Below are 19,445 nucleotides of genomic sequence, written 5' to 3'. Positions count from 1 at the left end.
AATATACTTTTATGCTCAAATTGTAAAATATACTAATTTCACTTGTACATTATTTAAACTTCTAGAAGAATGTTAATCGATTTATTCAAACGATAAAGCGTTACCCCAAACCATTCTGCAACTTGCTTTTTGGTATAAGGATGCTCTAAAGATTTGAAGTATAAATACACGAGCGCTGCAGTATATCCTTCCACATGGTCTAAATCATAGCCATGTTCGATAATCCCTTCAGCGCGATCGATCCAATTTAAAAATAAAGGTTTTAAAAACTTTAATTCTTCATTCTCATATAAGGCTAACATGCCTCGGTGAATAAAGCCTAATTTTATCAACTTCAAATCTTTAATCAAATAGGTAAGATAGAGCTTTTCGTACTCTCCCATACCTTCTAGTACAGACCAGATTTCTTCTGTAATGAGCAGTTCTTTCTCATTCACTTGATCTAATAAGAAAATACCATACAGTCTTTCATGGTTATCTTCACTCATCAGCAATGGCAAGATATTCGTTTTGAAGTAACCGTTCTTTTCAGACATCAGCCACGGCGGATATCCTGGATTGCCTTGTGTAATATCTTCTAGTTTCTTCCAAAACTCATGGCTTCGTTCTTGATTTCCCAGGAAATAAAAATTATAGCTGAGCGCATGAAACAACTGCAACGAAATAAACTTTCCTTTTCGATACAGCGGATAAAGCAACTTTTGCGAAGCTTGATACTTCTTCAAATAGCTCAGCACAATGCCTAGTTTGAAACTTTCATCATCATTCATGGGTACAACTTTTGATAAAGACTCTAAATATGTCGGATAAGCCTCATCTTTCGTATTATATAAAAGCAATGTATAGTGGCATAAAGCATGCACGTCTGTCTGATTTTCTTTCAGCAATTGTTTCAGCATCTCTCTCGCAGAATCGTAATTGCCGAGATATAAATAAATCATCGCTAATAAATTACGCGTACCATGATGTGTCTGCACATCCATATCTTGGTTCGTAATGTAATCGCGGGCATCTTCTAATCTGCCTCTCGCAAAGAGGTGTTGGAAGATAAGTTGTACCGCAAAGACTTTGCTTTCTTGTTCAAGTTTGTCCAAGTCATCATACACGACTTCAAACATTTCTTCTAATTCTTTTCGATACGCCTCATCATTTGAAATAATAACGTAATTGATACCGAAACAAAATGCTTTGTTCGGGTCGTTTAATTGAATAAACAGCTGGCTTAATTGGTAGAAAGCATCCGCAGTATGTGCATCTTTCGCAATAAAATCAAAATAATGATCAATGACTTGTTTGCCTTGGCCCATTTCAGTCAGTGCTGTTGTATAGTCTTTCAATGCTTCAAAGTCAGAAGGTGACAATTCAAGGACTTTTCTATAATGTTCTGCAGCTTTATGGTAATCACGATGTTTTAATTTCGAGTCAGCCAGCTTTTTGAAGAAAGACGCATCTTGCGTCATAGGTATTACGTTTTTATGCGGTTCTTGTACCATGGATTGCCCCTCCTTTCTCATTATTTTCTAATCTGCATCGGATTGCCGTAGGCAAGTGCACCATCAGGCACATCTTTGTTTACGACTGTACCTGCACCGATACGCACATGATCTCCGATTGTTACGCCAGGCAAAATTGTCACATTGGCACCTACTAATGTGTGGTTGCCGATATTCACTTTTCCTACACGCCATTCTGTCACTAAAAATTCGTGTGTCAATATTGTTGTATTATACCCTATCACACAATTATCTCCAATACGAATTAAATGCGGATAAATCACATCCGGCATAACTTTATACGCAAAAGCTGTATGTTTGCCGACTTGCATGCCTAAACAAGCACGGTAAATCCATCGTTTTAATCTCAACGATGGCATGAACCGTGCTAATTCAATGAATAAAGTTTGTTTAAACAGCTTTGTGAATTTAATGAAATGATACATTCTCCATAATGGATTGATATGTGTCGCTTTATCTTCAACTTTTTGATAACGCCTCATTGAATCCCCTCTTTATTTCGGCCATGAAAGATCGCCGGCATCTTTGAATTTCGGCTGTTGGCTTTTATATCTGCGGTAAATAATCATCACTACGCTGATAATAATCAAAATAATCGACATAACTTGTGCGACTCTGATATTGCTCGTTAACATCAAACTATCTGTACGCATGCCTTCAACGAAGAATCTTCCGATAGAATACCAGATCAAGTATAAGAAGAATGTTTCTCCGATACGCAAATGTTTGCGCAAGAACAGCAATAACGCAAAACCAATCACATCCCAAATTGATTCATATAAAAATGTAGGCTGATAATATTTGCCGTCAATGTACATGTTATCAATGATGAATCTTGGAATATGCAGATTTTCTAAAAATGATTGCGACACTGGACCGCCATGTGCTTCATGGTTCATAAAGTTCCCCCAGCGTCCGATACCTTGCGCTAAGATAATACTCGGCGCAACGATATCGCCGATCTGCCATGGATTATGGTTATTCATTTTACATACGATAACCCCTGTAATGAAGCCGCCGATCAAGCCGCCGTGAATCGCAATACCTCCATGCCAAATCATCGGTATTTCAGCGGGATGTGCCGCATAATACGGCCATTGGAAAATTACAAAGTAGATTCTCGCTGCTATGAACCCGAAAATCGCACTCCAAAAGATAATATCAATCAATGCGTCTTTATGCAGGCCCACTCTTTTCGCGGTTGCTTGTGCAATAAAGTATCCTAATAAAATTCCAAGTGCAATGATAATCCCATACCAGCGCACGGAGATAGGACCTAGATTAAAAGCCACCGGATCAATATAACCAAAGTTAAAAAACATAATTGCTTACTCCTCTTTATGTTCGTTTTTTCTTAGTATTTCAGCATTTAATCGTTCGTTAAACTCTTCAGCAGTATTAATGCCCATAATATTCAAACGATAGTTCATCGCTGCGACTTCAATAATAACTGCCACATTTCTTCCTGGTCGTACTGGAATGGTTTTCTTAGTGATTTCTGTATCCAAAATACGCAAGGTTTCTTCATTCAAACCGACACGGTCATATAACTTATCTTTGTCCCAGTTTTCTAAGTTGATATTCAAACCGATTTTCTTTTCAGTCAAGATAGACCCTGCACCGAATAGTGTCATCACGTTGATAATACCAAGCCCTCTGATTTCTAATAAATGCTCAATCAATTTCGGCGGTTTGCCGATAAGTTCATCTTTAGTGATTTCGCGGATTTCTACGTTGTCATCTGCGACTAAGCGGTGCCCGCGTTTGACTAACTCTAAAGCAGTTTCGCTTTTACCGATACCAGAATCACCAGTAATTAAAACACCGACACCATACACATCCACTAATACACCATGCAAAGATGTTGTTTTGGCAAGTTCATGTTCTAAATATGTAGTTAATCGACTCATTAAACTTGTTGTCGCATCTTTAGATGTAAGTAAAGGTGTTCCGAGTTCTTTCGCCGCATTGACTAACTCTTCTGGAGGCTCAATCCCTCTTGTCACAATAATTGCAGGTGTATCAGGGCGGCACAACTTGCGTAATCTGCCATGTCTTTCTTTATCAGGCAATAGATTATAAAATGACAGTTCTGTTGTTCCTAATAACTGGATACGATCTGATGCATAATGCGAAAAGTATCCTGCCATTTCTAATCCTGGTCTTGAAATATCTGTATTATGGATTGGACGATCCAATCCTTCTTCTCCGGCTGCTAAATTCAATTTAAATCTGTTTACTAAAGCTCTAGCACTTAACATATTTTCACCTCAATCGTCATTCTTCTTTCTATGCTTACTACTATCATATCAAAAAAGAATGCGAAAACGTTATTGGTATTACTACTTAAATTCCCTACCTATTTTATCATTTCTCATGATGATTCAAAAATCAAATTTTAACACTGTTTTTCGCTTCAAATATGTAAAAAAACGGCATTTTACCTTATTTAAGGCAAAATACCGTTTACTTCATGCTTAAACATTTTGAGCAGCGTCTCGTTCTAATACTGTTTTCAAATATTTTCCGGTATAAGAGTCTTTTGATGCTGCGATTTCTTCAGGTGTGCCTGTTGCGACAATCGTACCGCCGCCGTCGCCGCCTTCAGGTCCTAAATCTATCAGATAATCTGCAGTTTTAATGACATCTAAGTTGTGTTCGATAATCACAACAGTGTCACCGTTATCTACAATACGATTCAACACTTTCAAGAGACGATTGATATCATCTACATGCAAGCCTGTTGTCGGTTCGTCTAAAATATAAATCGAGCGTCCTGTGGAACGTTTATGCAGCTCTGAAGCCAATTTTACACGCTGTGCTTCACCGCCGGATAATGTTGTCGCAGGTTGGCCTAAACGCACATAACCTAATCCCACATCGACTAGTGTTTGAAGTTTGCGTTTGATTTTAGGGATATTTTCAAAGAAGTGTGTCGCTTCTTCTGCAGTCATATCCAATACTTCTGCGATGTTTTTACCTTTGTATGTGACTTCTAATGTTTCACGATTGTAGCGATTGCCTCCGCAAACTTCGCAAGGAACATAAACATCCGGCAAGAAGTGCATTTCGATTTTAATGATACCGTCGCCTTTACAAGCTTCGCAACGTCCGCCTTTAACATTGAAGCTGAAACGTCCTTTTTGGTACCCTCTGATTTTCGCTTCGTTCGTTGACGCAAAGACATCACGGATATCATCAAAGACACCTGTATAAGTCGCAGGGTTGGAACGCGGTGTACGTCCGATTGGAGATTGGTCGATATCAATGACTTTATCTAATTGATCGATACCTTCAATCTCATCTACCTTGCCGGGTCTTGCTTTGGCACGGTTAATTTTTTGCGCTAGTGTTTTATACAGTACTTCGTTTACTAATGAACTTTTACCTGAACCTGATACGCCAGTCACAACAGTCATAGTAGATAGCGGGAAGTCCACATCTACATTTTTCAAGTTGTTGCTTTGCGCCCCGTGTACTTTTAATTTGCGGTCTGTAACTGGTCTGCGGTATTCAGGTACTTCAATACGTTTTTTGCCGCTGAGGTATTGGCCTGTCAGTGATTTAGAATTGCGCATCACTTGTTTAGGTGTGCCCGCTGCGACAATTTCACCGCCGTGTTCGCCTGCACCCGGTCCTACATCGACAAGATAATCCGCTTCTCTCATCGTATCATCATCATGTTCTACAACAATCAGAGTATTGCCTAAATCACGCATCTCTTTCAATGTATTGATTAAGCGGTCATTGTCTCGTTGATGGAGCCCGATAGACGGTTCATCTAAGACATACAACACACCAGACAATCTTGAACCGATTTGTGTAGCTAAACGGATACGTTGTGCTTCACCGCCGGATAGCGTACCTGATGAACGATTCAATGTCAGATAGTCCAAACCTACGTTATTTAAGAAATAAAGTCTCGAAATAATTTCTTTTAAAATCAAGTCTGCGATTTTACGGTCTTGGCTGGATAAATCGATATTTTCAAAGAAATGGAGTGCTTCTTTAATAGAATATTCAACCACTTCTCCGATATTCAAGCCTGATACGTAGACAGATAATGCTTCTTGGCTTAAACGTTTGCCGTGGCACGTTTCACATGGCAATTCTGTCATATATTTCTGCATCATTTCACGTACATATTCTGATGGCGATTCATGATAACGGCGTTCGATATTTGGAATTACACCTTCGAATTCCATCGTTCTTGTACGTGTCGTTCCGTTTTTCTGTCCGAAAGTAAATGTAATTTCTTTACCTTTAGAGCCATATAAAATAATATCTTTTTGACGTTCAGTCAGTTTTTTGAACGGCTTATCCATATTGATTTTATACACTTCAGCTACACGTTTTAATAATGTAGGATAGAAGTCAGAGCTCTTCGGTTCCCAAGGCACAATCGCACCTTCGCTTAATGATTTGTCCGGATCTGGAATCACTAAATCAATATCCACTTTCAGCTTTTGGCCTAGCCCGTCACATGTTGGACAAGCTCCGAACGGACTATTGAAACTGAACATACGCGGTTCAAGTTCTCCGATACTGAACCCGCAAATCGGACATGCATGATTTTCAGAGAACTTCATTTCTTCGCCGTCAATGACATCTACTGTTAAATTGCCTTCTGCTAATTCTAAAGCCGTCTCAATTGAGTCTGCTAAACGTGTTTCAATGCCTTCTTTAACAACAAGACGGTCCACTACCACTTCAATTGTGTGATTTTTGTTTTTGTCTAATTCCGGCACATCATTAATATCTCTGATTTCGCCATCGACTCTGACACGCACATAACCTTTTTTGCTAATGTCTTGAAGCAGTTTTTCATGCGAACCTTTGCGGTGATTTACAATCGGTGCCATGAGTTGTATTTTAGTACGTTCTTCCAGTTCTAAAATGCGGTCTGCCATTTGCTGAACAGTTTGCGATTCGATTTCGATGCCGTGATGCGGACAAAATGCTTTACCGACACGTGCATACAACAAACGAATATAGTCATAAATCTCTGTGACTGTCGCTACAGTTGATCTCGGGTTTTTGCTTGTTGTCTTCTGGTCGATTGAAATCGCTGGAGATAAACCTTCAATCGTATCTACATCCGGCTTATCCATTTGTCCTAAGAATTGACGTGCATAAGCACTTAAGGATTCTACATAACGTCTTTGTCCTTCCGCATAGATAGTATCGAATGCTAAGGAAGACTTACCAGAACCTGATAAGCCTGTCATGACGATCAATTTATTTTTCGGCAGTTCCACATTCACATTTTTTAAGTTATTCTCACGTGCACCTTTTACAACAATTGATGGATCTTTCTTACTCACCCGCGTCACCTCATCTTTCTGCTTTGAGTTCAAACAACATGTCTCGTAATTCTGTTGCTCTTTCAAAGTCTAATGCTTTTGCTGCTTGTTTCATTTCTTTTTCTACATTTTCAATCGTTTTTTCACGTTCTTTTTTCGTTAATTTCTTAGGTACCACTTTTTGTTCTTGTTCGTTTTCTTCTTCTGTTTCCACAGTAGCACTGATAACATCATGAATTTTCTTCTTGATGGTTTTCGGTGTAATACCATGTTCTTCGTTATACGCTTGTTGAATCTTGCGACGGCGTTCTGTTTCATCCATCGCATATTTCATAGAATCTGTAATTTTGTCTGCGTACATAATCACTTGACCATGCTCGTTACGTGCTGCACGGCCGATAGTTTGAACTAACGAACGCTCTGAACGCAAGAAGCCTTCTTTATCTGCATCAAGTATCACCACTAGCGATACTTCCGGAATATCGATACCTTCTCTTAATAAGTTGATACCGACAACCGCATCATAAGTGCCCATTCTTAAGTCGCGAATAATTTCGATACGTTCTAATGTCTTGATTTCAGAATGCAGATAGTTGACTTTGATACCTGCTTCTTTCATATAAGTCGTTAAATCTTCACTCATTTTTTTCGTTAATGTTGTAATGAGTACACGTTCATTTTTATCGATTCTATCTTGAATCTCGCTTAATAAATCATCAATTTGATTTTTCGTTGGACGGACATCTATTTTAGGGTCCAGCAATCCTGTCGGTCGAATAATCTGCTCAACCACTTCATCTGAATGTTCTAATTCATAAGGACCTGGTGTTGCTGAAACGTATACTAATTGATGCGCTTTCTTTTCAAACTCTTCAAACGTTAACGGTCTGTTATCTAAAGCACTCGGTAATCTGAAACCGTGATCAATCAGCACTTGTTTACGTGCTCTGTCACCGTTATACATCCCTCTGATTTGCGGTAAAGTCACGTGTGATTCATCAATCATAATCAGCCAATCATCACCGAAATAATCAAGCAATGTATAAGGTGTAGAACCATAGTCTCTTAAGTTTAAATGCACAGAATAGTTCTCGATTCCTGAAACAAAGCCCATCTCTCTCATCATTTCTAAATCATAGTTAGTACGTTGTTCCAGTCTTTGCGCTTCTAACAATTTGTTATTTTCTCTTAAATATTTCAGACGGTCTGCAAGTTCTTTTTCAATACGTTGGATGGCTAACTCTAATTTTTCATCACGCGTTACGAAGTGAGATGCTGGATAAATAGAGAAGTGGTCTCTTTCACGCAGTACTTCTCCTGTTAAATAGTTCACTTCGCTGATACGATCAATTTCATCACCGAAGAATTCGACACGAATACACATTTCATCGCGAGACGCCGGGAAGACTTCTACCACATCGCCGCGTACTCTGAATGTACCGCGTTTGAAGTCGATATCGTTACGTGTATATTGGATATCTACTAATCCGCGCAAGAATTGGCTGCGGTCCATTTCCATGCCTCGACGCACGTTGACAACCAAACTGCTGTATTCAGACGGATCCCCTAAACCGAAGATACTGCTGACACTGGCAACTACAATTACATCATCGCGTTCGAATAATGAACTTGTAGCTGAGTGGCGTAATTGGTCGATTTCGTCGTTAATTGTCGCATCTTTTTCGATAAATGTATCCGTAGAAGGTACATAAGCTTCTGGTTGATAATAATCATAGAAACTGACAAAATATTCTACTCTGTTTTCTGGGAAAAATGCTTTGAATTCGTTGTATAACTGACCTGCTAAAGTCTTGTTGTGGGCAAGTACTAATGTAGGCTTGCCGGCTTGTTGTATTACGTTGCTCATTGTGAAAGTTTTACCTGTCCCTGTTGCACCGAGCAAAGTTTGATGATGTTTGCCTTCCTTAATTCCTTTAGAAATCTTTTCAATTGCGGCAGGCTGGTCTCCTTGAGGTGTAAACTCTGAAACCACTTTAAATGGATGATGTTCCATAAATCAGGTATCCTCCTTTTTATACGATGCATACTGAAGCGTCTCTAAAATATAAATAGGCTGAGACATTCCACCATTGTCCCAACCGTTCACTTCATGTTGAGATTGCAATTAAGCTTGTTAATTCGCAACTTCTCAATTTTCATATAATCTATCTATTTACTCTATTTATACTCTCAATTACTTGTTTTCAAACTATTTACATCACTTAGTATTATAACAAATCATGTCAAAGAAATACAAACATCTGTTCGTAAAACAGAAGTTTTTTACCAAACAAAAAAGCACTTGTCTCTGCTTTGACAAGTACCTGTATTGCAATTTAACGGTCATCTTCATGATGTTGATGCAGTTTTAATTGATCCACGATGACAAAGCCTGCCAACAATGAAACGACATCTATAAATATAATCCACTCGTTGTGAAAGAATCCTTTATAAATCGAACCGCCGATTAACATCAACGTTACAATTGCACCGACCCATTTGTTCTTAGTAACGACACTGAAAAGTACCACTAAGATACAAGGGAAAAATGAGGCGCAAAGATACCAAATGAGAACCATTTGTCAGTCACCCATCTCTTTTATTTAAAATTGACATCGTCAACTCACGCAATTCTGAACGCGGAATAAAGTTTTCTGTCAGCATTTCAGGTATCACATTATCGATAAAGTCTTGTACGGAGACCAAATGATCAAACTGCATAATTGTTTCTAATGACATTTCATAAATTTCGAAGAATAACGAATCTGGATTACGCTTTTGAATTTCTCCGAATGTTTCATAAAGCAAATCTATTTTATCTGCGACAGCCAAAATCTGACCTTCTAATGAATCATCTTTGCCTTCTTGCAGACGTTCTCTATACACATCTTGATATTCCTCTGGGAATTCTTCTCTGATAAAGTTATCTACCATTTCTTCTTCCACTTGGGAAAACAACTTTTTCAAATCACTGCTCGCATATTTAACCGGGGTTTTGATATCTCCTGTAAATACTTCCGCAAAGTCATGATTTAAAGCCTTTTCATATAAACTCTTCCAATCAATCGTATTGCCGTGCTGTTCTTCTACTGTACCTAAATATTGTGCAATTTTAGTCACTTTAAATGAATGTGCTGCTACATTATGCTCAAAATACTTAAACTTACCAGGCAAGCGTATCAGCTTTTCTAAATCAGACAGTCTTTTAAAATATTGATGTACACCCACGTTGAGCTCACCCCTTATCTATTTAATCGAATATTATACGCGCATGTCTTCGCATTGCGCAAGCACTTTGAAAACATATCATTCAAGTTCATTCAAACATTCTTTATTTTCTATTCAAAATATATTGATGCTTTGTCAAAGAAATTTCTTATTCATCCGCATTTCATATAAGAACAACCCGAATACTAAAAGTTGATTTAACTTTACCATTTTCAACAGCGACTTTAAATTAATATTACCCTTTCTCAAGCAATTTTTCGACTTCATCTATTCATAGCACAAGGTACAAAAAAAGCACCGTCCTCAAAAGAGAACAGTGCGCTATATCAATTATTAATTAGTGGATGTAGTTATATCCGCCTGCTTGGCCTGCTGAAATTGTACGTGAAGTTACAACACCTGGGCCGTAACCGTAGTTCATTTCAGATACGCGAACTGAACCGTCGCTGTTAACACCTTCAACGTATGCTACGTGACCGTATGCACCTGCTGAAGATTGCATGATTGAACCAGCTGCTGGTGTATTGTTAACTGTATGTCCTGCCGCTGCTGCTGCGTTCGCCCAGTTATTTGCATTACCCCAAGTTGATCCGATGTTGCCGCCTGCACGACTGAATGCGTAATAAGTACATTGTCCTGCAGTGTATAAGTTAGCACCTGAATAGTAAGATGGTGCGCTTGTTTGATATGATGGAGCGCTGTATGAAGCTGCTGGCGCACTGTATGTTTCAGTAGCGTTGTAAGTTGGTGCTTCATAGCTTGTATAGTTTGTATTGTAGCTGTTGTAAGCTGCATCTGATGTATAGTTTACAGGTGCTGCTGTTGTATTTGCCGGTGCGTCGTAGTTTGCAGCTGCTTTTGGAGCTGCTGTATCTTGTTTAGATTGTGATGCTTGTGCTTCAGTTGGTACAGCTTTACCAGTATATAATGCTTCTAAATGCGCTGCGCCTTTTTCTGAAACTGCTAAGATATCTCCAGGTAAGATAACGTGAGAAACACCTGGGTTTAATTTATACAATGTATCTAATGTAATATTATGTGCTTTTGCGATTGATTTTAAAGTATCTCCAGCTTTGACTTCTACAACGTCTGTATCAGGTAAAACTAAAGAAGTATCTTTTTTAACTTCGTCTTGGTTTAATTGGTTTAAATTTTTAATCTCGTCTGTAGTAGTGGCAAACAAAGCTGCAACTTCGCTTAACTTAGCATCTTCTTTAACTACGTGTGTTTGTTCTGCAGATGCAACACCATTTAATGATGTAAGTAAAGTTAGTGATGATGCTGATAGTAATAAAGCTTTCTTCATTTATTATTTCATCCTTTGCTGTCAATTTGTAATGCATTCAATATAGCACAACTTTCTTACCCTGGGGGCTTTGTTATAATTTTGTAATATAATCGTTATACTATCGTTTAAACTCTAAATTGAACAAACTTTCTGTCAATTAAAGCAAATCATAGGCATTTCAATGCTCGATAGGTTATTTAATAACTTTTCATGTCACATAACAGTAATATTAATCTATGCATTAAACATCTAAAATTATTTTTATGCGAAACGCTTTTTTCGCTGCAGCAAAAGAAAAGGCCAAGACATTTCCTGTCCTGGCCTTCATAAGTATAGAGATTAAGCTTCGCGATTATCCATTTGTGTACGCAAGTAAGCTTCGATGAATGGACCGATATCTCCATCCATTACCGCATTCACATTACCTGTTTCTTCATTTGTACGATGATCTTTAACCATTGAATATGGATGGAAGACATAAGAACGAATTTGGCTGCCCCATCCGATATCTTTTTGTTCGCCTCGGATTTCTGCCATTTCACGTTCTTGTTCTTCTAATTTCAATTGATACAATTTCGATTTCAGCATTTTCATTGCTGCTTCACGGTTCTTGATTTGAGAACGTTCGTTTTGGTTGTTTACTACAATGCCTGTAGGATGGTGGGTAATACGGATTGCAGATTCTGTTTTGTTGATGTGCTGACCGCCGGCACCTGATGCACGGAACGTATCTACTGTAATATCATCCGGGTTAATATCGATTTCAATTTCATTATTACTGAATTCAGGAATCACATCGCATGAAACGAATGAAGTATGACGTCGGCCTGAAGAGTCGAATGGTGAAATACGTACTAGACGATGTACACCTTTCTCAGCTTTTAAATAACCATAAGCGTTATGTCCTTTAATCACTAATGTAACACTCTTAACACCCGCTTCATCACCTGGCAGATAATCTGCCACTTCCACTTTAAAGCCTTTATTCTCTGCATAGCGCTGATACATACGCAATAACATGCTTGCCCAGTCTTGAGACTCTGTACCGCCGGCACCAGGATGCAATTCAAGAATTGCATTATTGACATCATAAGGTCCGTTTAATAACAGCTGCAATTCGAATTGGTCCAATTTTTCTTTAAAACTGTTGGTTTCTTCTTCCAGATCCGCTTTTAAGTCTTCGTCATATTCTTCTTGCAGCAGCTCATGTGTCGCTGTCATATCTTCGATTTCTGCTTCTAAATCACGGTAACCTTGTACCACTGATTTCAACGCATTGTTTTTATCTATAATTTCTTGCGCTTTATTTTGATCATCCCAGAAATTCGGTTCTGTCATCATTTCTTCATATTCTTGGATGTTTGTCTCTTTTTCCTCTAAGTCAAAGAGACCCCCTAAGTTGTTCTAATTTTTCTTCGTAATTGACTATGTTGCGCTTAATTTCAGATAGCTCCATCTTATCTCTCTCCTGTACACTTATTTTCATTTCATTTTATACTGGTATTATTTTAGCATATTTCATCTCTTGTCATGAATGAGAAAAAGAACCAAAAGCAGGCATTGACAAAAAGCATACACTTCTTGTCAAAGCATCTCGCAGCGGTTCTTAACAACGCTGATTATTTACCGCAGCAGTTTTTGTATTTTTTGCCGCTTCCGCATGGGCAGGGATCATTTCGGCCTACTTGGTCGCCTTTTACAATCGGCTTCGGTTTAGCTTTTTCTTTGCCGTCCTCAGCTGAGACGTGCTGCCCCTGATACTCCTTTGCTTTATCACGTTCCACATCATCTTCTACTGTGATTACAGACTTAAGGATATATTTGCTGACATCTTCTTCAATCATCATCATCATGTTATCGAAAAGCTGATGTCCTTCGTTTTGATAATCACGCAATGGGTTTTGCTGACCATATGAACGCAAGTGAATACCTTGACGCAATTGATCCATTGTATCGATATGGTCTGTCCAACGGCTATCGATAGAACGTAATAAAATCATACGTTCGAACTCATTGAATTGCTCAGGGATATTCGCTTTTTGATTTTCATACGCTTGTTCAACTTTAGCCCAAACTGTATCAAAGATATCTTCGCGGTCTTTGCCTTTGATTTCTGACTCGCTCAATTCGCCTTCATGCAAGAAGACATCCTCAACATAGTTGATGAACGGTTCATAATCTATTTCGTCGATATCTTCATTGACATAGTTGCCGATAGCACGGTCTAATGTAGAACGCATCATTGTTTGCACAAGTTCTGAACTTGATTCGTTATCAATAATGTTATTTCTTTCACCGTAAATGATTTCACGTTGTTTACGCAATACTTCGTCATATTCAAGAATACGTTTACGTGCATCGAAGTTGTTCCCTTCAACACGTTTTTGCGCAGATTCAACTGCACGCGATACCATTTTAGATTCAATCGGTGTTGAATCATCCATACCTAAACGGCCCATCATGTTTTGTAATCGTTCAGAACCGAAACGTACCATTAATTCGTCTTGCAATGATAAGTAGAAACGACTTTCGCCTTTGTCGCCTTGACGTCCGGAACGACCACGTAATTGGTCATCGATACGGCGTGATTCATGACGTTCTGTACCGATAACTGCTAAGCCGCCTAATTCTTCTACACCTTCGCCTAATTTAATATCGGTACCGCGTCCGGCCATGTTTGTCGCAATCGTTACTGCGCCTTTTTGACCTGCAGTCGATACGATTTCTGCTTCGCGTTCGTGGTTTTTCGCGTTAAGTACATCATGGCGTACACCGCGTTTTTTCAATAGTTTAGAAATATATTCACTGGTTTCAACCGCAACTGTACCTAATAGAATCGGTTGGCCTTTTTTATGTTTCTCCACTACATCTTCAACAACGGCGTTGAATTTGCCTTTTTGACTGATGTAAATCAAGTCAGGTTTATCTAAACGCTGAACTGGACGGTTTGTCGGTATTTGCGTCACCGTCATATTGTAAATGTTACGGAACTCTTCTTCCTCTGTTTTCGCTGTACCTGTCATACCTGACAATTTGTTGTACATACGGAAGAAGTTTTGGAACGTAATCGATGCCATTGTTTTAGATTCGTTTTGGATTTGCACGCCCTCTTTCGCTTCAATCGCTTGGTGCAAACCTTCAGAGAAACGACGTCCCGGCATTGTACGACCTGTAAATTGGTCAACGATTAAGACTTCGCCGTCAGTCACCATGTAGTCAACATCGCGCTGCAATGTGTAGTTGGCACGTAAAGCTGTGTTGATATGTGTAATGATATCTACGTTGTTTAAATCATATAAGTTATCCAATTTAAACATACGTTCAGCTTTATCTGCACCTTGATCTGTTAATTGTACAGATTTTGTTTTCTCATCATAGTTGTAATCATCTTCCGCTTTCAACATCTTCGCAAATACGTTTGCTTGCGTATAAAGCGATGTTGATTTTTCAGCTTCGCCTGAGATGATTAATGGTGTACGCGCTTCGTCGATTAAGATAGAGTCGACCTCATCAATGATAGCAAAGTGCAGCGGACGCATAACACGTTCTTCCGCATAATTCACCATGTTGTCGCGCAGATAGTCGAACCCTAATTCATTATTCGTACTATACGTAATATCTTCTTTATAAGCTTGGCGCTTTTCAGCAGTAGATAAACTGTTTAAGTTTAACCCTACTGATAAACCTAAGAAGTTATACAGCTCAGCCATTTCTTCACTTTGTACACTTGATAAATATTCGTTGACTGTAATAACGTGTACACCACGGCCTGCTAATGCGTTTAAATACGTCGGCATCGTAGCTGTTAATGTTTTACCTTCACCGGTTCTCATTTCCGCAATATCGCCATTATGAATCGCAATACCGCCCATCACTTGGACACGGTAAGGAATCATATTGAATACGCGTTTAGCTCCCTCTCTTACTAAAGCAAAAGCTTCAGGAAGGATTTCATCTAATATTTTATCTTGCTTTCTTACATCTTCTTCAGCTTGAACTCTCTCTTGGAATTCTCTTGTTTTGTTTCTAATTTCTTCGTCAGTAAGAATTGACATTTCTTCTTCTAAAGCGAGTACTTTGTCAGCTTGCTTACCTAGGCGTTTGATTTCTCTTTTATTGCCGTCAACAATTTTTGATAAAAAACCCATTCTGTTCGCTCCTTTGGTATAAAAACTGTTTGGCTTACAACAATTCATCTTACCATTTATATCGTCAAATTTACACTTAAATACTCATTATAATAGCCGTCTGTCCCTTGTTTTGACTATTACGATTCAAGTCTTTTTCTTTTACCCTATGCATAAGTATCTATTGCTCGATGCGTTATTTCTGCACCAAATGCACATATCTCTCTTATTCTGACATGTTTAAGTTGCCTAAATCAATCAAATACAATTCTATTAATACAATCTTAATCTTTGTGAAATAGAAAAAGAGACTTGCAGCTGATACAGCTGCAAGCCCCCTTCTCTTACATATGAATCTTAATTTTCAACTGTTTCGATTAAACCGTATTTACCATCTTTTCTGCGGTAAACGATGCTTGTACCATCTGTATCACGGTCTGTGAAAATGAAGAAGTCATGACCTAATAAGTCCATTTGTAATACTGCTTCTTCAGAATCCATTGGTTTCAAGCTGAATTGTTTAGAACGGATGATTTCGATTTCATCATCTTTATCTTGATCAGCTGCTTCCGGAGGTGTTTCTGGAATAGCTGGGAATGGTTCTTTCTCATTCTCTTTGCGTTTTTTACGATTTACGCGTGTTTTGTACTTACGCACTTGACGTTCTAATTTATTAGTAATTAAATCAATTCCCGCATATAAATCATCGTTTCTTTCTTCTGCACGAAGTGTCACGTCTTTAAGCGGAATTGTCACTTCAATTTTAGTGCTTGAATTTGCGTAAGTTTTTACTTTTACATGTGCATCAACGTTCGGCACATTTGTAAAGTAACGTTCTAGTTTACCAACTTTGTCCTCAATGTAATTACGGATTGCGTCTGTAATAGTGAGGTTGTCTCCATGAATTTCAAATCTAATCATAGTGATCGACTCCTTTAACCTCTATATATGTTTGATTGGTAATGCTCACTATTATAATAACATGTTTCAACTACCTAGCGAAAGCAAAGACATCTATTTTTCCAATTTTTCTGACAAATAGCGTTGCTATCGCATGATGAACAGTAAGACCTGTTGTATAAATATCATCTACGAGTAAAATTGAACTGTTCTCAAGATTTTTGATTGCGTTTTCATTGTTGATATAAAAAGGATTCTCCGCTTTTGCACGCATCACCTTATTCAAGCTGGATTGTTTCGGTCTGAGGTCCGTCTGCAACACATCCTGATAACGGATACCTTTTGCATCCAGTACTTGCTGCACAGGATTGAAGGTTCTATTTTGGTCTCTAAGGATTGGAGAGGGAATCGGTATAATGAGGTCGTATTTTTCTTTCGGCAGCTGAATTCGATCCGCAATCACCTCACACAAAGCAGTATCCCCTGCTATTTTGTATTGGTGGATCGTATCGCGTACTTTGCCGATATAACGATAATCACAGTATAGCTGATGCATCAATTGAAACTTTTGTTCTAAAAAAGCACAATCCAAACACACGGTTTCTTTTTCAGCTAACGGTTTCAAACAACGCTTGCAGCGGTGTACTGTTGTTAAACGGCAAGCCTCCCACTCTAGTCTGCAGCGTTCGCATAATATTTCAGGCGATTTATAAAAATTTGCGGCAGTTAACGGCTCATGAAATGGCACAAGACATTGTTTACATCTTGGCATCTAACCACCCTTTCTCAAATCCCAGTCGATTCATACGCTGAATTTGGTGCTTTGCACTGAGCATCGCTAAAGTTACACCATTATGCAGAAATAGTACATTACCTGATGTATCTTGCAACTTGCGTCCCGTACGCCCTGCAATCTGAACCAGTGCTGCAGCTTGGAAGGTTTGGCTCTCTAGTACAATGACATCTAAATGTGCCATAGTAAAGCCGCGTTCTAAAATAGTCGTCGTAAAAATGATTCGGTGTTTACCCGCTCTTAATGCTTCAACTTTTTCAAAACGCAGTACATCTTCACTATGCACCGCAGCTAAATCATCAAAATGCTTTTGATAATGCACTAAAGCTTGTTCCATTGCTTCGATTTGGTTAAAGAACACTAAAGTAATACGTTTGTTTTCAATCTGCTTTTGCAACAGCTTCAGTAAATAGGGCTGCATTCGCTTGGGTTTGAATTTAAAATAGCGAAACTTCGGTACAGGCAGCGGCTTTCTATGATAACGTGCCGGCAAAGTAATAATATTTTCTTTTTTGAATTGCTTTAACAAGTGTTTAGAGGGTGTAGCAGTCATATAAATATGACTATAGCAAGATGCAGAAGCATGAATCAGCGTCTGCATTAACAGCGGATCCATCGCAAGCGGGAAAGCATCCACTTCATCAATAAAAATAACGTCGAAATGTTGTTTGAACCGATACAATTGATGGACCGTAGCAACTACAAAATGCCCGCAGTACTTTTGTGACTGACCTTGATATAACACATCAATTGATTCATGAGAAAATGCTTCGATAATACGCTTGCTGATTTCAACGACAACATCGACTCTTGGCGATACAATTGCTACATTCAGCCCTTCTTGCCTGGCATATCGGATACTTTCAAACATCATTTCTGTCTTCCCTGCTCCTGTTACTGCATATAACAGCAGCATTTCTTGTGTTTGAATAGCTCTGATAATATGCGACGAAGCATACGCTTGCTGCTGCGAGAGTTGAAAATCCAAATGATAGTCCCCCGAGCTTTTATAATGTGCAGTTTCTGTCACAGCAATCATTTGCAGTGTATCCATCCGTCCCAGCTGCAAGCACCTTCTGCAGTAAGTGATGGTCTGCTGATGAAATGGTGATGCATACGTATAATAATCGTGTTGATTCGGTGTTGCACATTGTCGGCAATACCATTTGCCTTTGCTGTCTTTTATGACACCAGGCCCTTGATAAAGGATTGTTTCATCTGTCAGATGCGCTGTATTTCTGACGAGTTTGCCGTAGTGTTTGATTATTATGATTCCTCCTTCAAACAAAAAAGGGACAAATCAAGCCGCTTCATAGCGCACTTCATTTGCCCGAAATATTGTTATTGCTTATTAAATTTTATTCTTCTACATAATCCTCTGGTCGATTTGCTAAGACTTCAAGACTTTTATTCGTAAAGCCTAACGCAACACTGCCGACGCCTAAATGCGAAGCAATGACCGGACTGAAATCTGAATAGTTGATGACATAATGGTCTGGACAACGCTTTTTCAGACTTTCATAAAGCTTTAATCCATCTTCTTTTGAATCTCCATTAACCACATATAGTGTCACTTCATCATAGTCTTTGACTTGTTCTAATACGCCGTCTTCGATACGTTGGATCGCACGCTTTTTCGTACGTACTTTATCAACCGGAACAATTAAACCATCATCGAACTTCAAAACAGGTTTCATCTTAAGCAGCGTACCGATAAAGGCTTGCGCACCTGTAATACGTCCGCTCTTTTGCAGGTTCTTCAAGTCATCTACTACAATCATCGCACCTGTATGGTCTCTCATTTCATATAACTCATCCATGATGGCTTCAGCTGAAAGGCCTTCTTTAGCACGTTGTGCCGCATGAATGACATAACCGCCTAAAATCATACCCGACAATTTAGAATCGAATGAATGTACATTAATGCCGTCTACCATTTCGCCTGCTTGTGTTGCAGATTGATACGTTCCGCTGATACCTGCAGACAAGTATAAGCCGATTACATCTGTATAGCCTTCTGCTTTTAGTCTTTCATAGACTTCGACGACTTCTCCGATTGCCGGTTGACTTGTTGTAGGAATCTTCTTCTCTGATTTCATACGCTGATACAACTGACTCGGCGCAAGATCGACTCTCTCTGTATAATTATCTCCGTTTTCAAATGTCACACTTAATGACACAACTGAAATATCATATTTATCTAATAAAGCTTGTGTTAATGATGTTGTTGAATCCGTCATTACAGCAATCTTCATAGTTTTCCTCCTCAAATATACTCATTTTTAATCATAC

15 protein-coding genes are annotated in these 19,445 nt (G+C 38.7%); all 15 read right to left on the bottom strand.

Annotated features, from left to right (window positions below; genetic code table 11):
* Nucleotides 1-53 precede the first annotated feature (53 nt).
* The gene (locus C7N65_RS06010) at nucleotides 54-1,493 is read right to left on the bottom strand and encodes a tetratricopeptide repeat protein (RefSeq protein ID WP_105993573.1); all 1,440 of its coding nucleotides are present in this window, start codon (nucleotides 1,491-1,493) and stop codon (nucleotides 54-56) included.
* Between the two features lie 20 nt (nucleotides 1,494-1,513).
* Entirely contained in the window at nucleotides 1,514-1,996 is a 483-nt protein-coding gene (locus C7N65_RS06005; RefSeq protein WP_105993572.1) for an acyltransferase, read from the bottom strand.
* 12 nt (nucleotides 1,997-2,008) lie between these two features.
* The gene (gene lgt, locus C7N65_RS06000) at nucleotides 2,009-2,836 is read right to left on the bottom strand and encodes a prolipoprotein diacylglyceryl transferase (RefSeq protein ID WP_105993571.1); all 828 of its coding nucleotides are present in this window, start codon (nucleotides 2,834-2,836) and stop codon (nucleotides 2,009-2,011) included.
* Between the two features lie 6 nt (nucleotides 2,837-2,842).
* A complete protein-coding gene (gene hprK / locus C7N65_RS05995) occupies nucleotides 2,843-3,775 on the bottom strand; it encodes an HPr(Ser) kinase/phosphatase (RefSeq protein WP_105993570.1) in 933 nt (310 codons plus the stop codon).
* A gap of 216 nt (nucleotides 3,776-3,991) precedes the next feature.
* On the bottom strand, nucleotides 3,992-6,838 hold the full coding sequence (gene uvrA / locus C7N65_RS05990; protein ID WP_105993569.1) for an excinuclease ABC subunit UvrA: 2,847 nt from the start codon (nucleotides 6,836-6,838) through the stop codon (nucleotides 3,992-3,994).
* Nucleotides 6,839-6,848: 10 nt separating this feature from the next.
* Nucleotides 6,849-8,831, bottom strand: a complete 1,983-nt coding sequence (gene uvrB / locus C7N65_RS05985; RefSeq protein WP_105993568.1) for an excinuclease ABC subunit UvrB — start codon at nucleotides 8,829-8,831, stop codon at nucleotides 6,849-6,851.
* A gap of 322 nt (nucleotides 8,832-9,153) precedes the next feature.
* Nucleotides 9,154-9,396 (bottom strand): CsbA family protein, encoded by a 243-nt coding sequence (locus tag C7N65_RS05980; RefSeq protein ID WP_105993567.1) that lies wholly within the window; start codon nucleotides 9,394-9,396, stop codon nucleotides 9,154-9,156.
* Nucleotides 9,397-9,403: 7 nt separating this feature from the next.
* The gene (locus C7N65_RS05975) at nucleotides 9,404-10,045 is read right to left on the bottom strand and encodes a YfbR-like 5'-deoxynucleotidase (protein WP_105993566.1); all 642 of its coding nucleotides are present in this window, start codon (nucleotides 10,043-10,045) and stop codon (nucleotides 9,404-9,406) included.
* Between the two features lie 337 nt (nucleotides 10,046-10,382).
* Nucleotides 10,383-11,351 (bottom strand): COG3942 and LysM peptidoglycan-binding domain-containing protein, encoded by a 969-nt coding sequence (locus C7N65_RS05970; protein ID WP_105993565.1) that lies wholly within the window; start codon nucleotides 11,349-11,351, stop codon nucleotides 10,383-10,385.
* Between the two features lie 321 nt (nucleotides 11,352-11,672).
* A protein-coding gene (gene prfB / locus C7N65_RS05965; RefSeq protein ID WP_105993564.1) for a peptide chain release factor 2 occupies nucleotides 11,673-12,789 on the bottom strand; the annotation gives its coding sequence in 2 pieces (ribosomal slippage) (nucleotides 11,673-12,716 and nucleotides 12,718-12,789; 1,116 coding nt in all).
* 163 nt (nucleotides 12,790-12,952) lie between these two features.
* Complete coding sequence (gene secA / locus C7N65_RS05960; RefSeq protein WP_105993563.1) at nucleotides 12,953-15,481, bottom strand: preprotein translocase subunit SecA; 2,529 nt, start codon at nucleotides 15,479-15,481, stop codon at nucleotides 12,953-12,955.
* A 336-nt stretch (nucleotides 15,482-15,817) separates the two neighbouring features.
* Nucleotides 15,818-16,381, bottom strand: coding sequence for a ribosome hibernation-promoting factor, HPF/YfiA family (hpf, locus tag C7N65_RS05955; protein WP_105993562.1), 564 nt, complete (start codon nucleotides 16,379-16,381; stop codon nucleotides 15,818-15,820).
* A gap of 70 nt (nucleotides 16,382-16,451) precedes the next feature.
* Nucleotides 16,452-17,132, bottom strand: coding sequence for a ComF family protein (locus C7N65_RS05950; RefSeq protein WP_105993561.1), 681 nt, complete (start codon nucleotides 17,130-17,132; stop codon nucleotides 16,452-16,454).
* Nucleotides 17,119-18,441, bottom strand: a complete 1,323-nt coding sequence (locus tag C7N65_RS05945; protein ID WP_234019052.1) for a DEAD/DEAH box helicase family protein — start codon at nucleotides 18,439-18,441, stop codon at nucleotides 17,119-17,121. The genes C7N65_RS05950 and C7N65_RS05945 overlap by 14 nt, the downstream gene beginning before the upstream one ends.
* A 70-nt stretch (nucleotides 18,442-18,511) precedes the next feature.
* Entirely contained in the window at nucleotides 18,512-19,408 is an 897-nt protein-coding gene (fakB1, locus tag C7N65_RS05940) for a fatty acid kinase binding subunit FakB1 (protein ID WP_105993560.1), read from the bottom strand.
* Nucleotides 19,409-19,445 lie beyond the last annotated feature (37 nt).

This window comes from Staphylococcus simulans (assembly GCF_002994445.1).
Lineage (GTDB): Bacteria > Bacillota > Bacilli > Staphylococcales > Staphylococcaceae > Staphylococcus > Staphylococcus simulans_B.
This window is presented reverse-complemented; position numbering and strand designations above follow the sequence as displayed.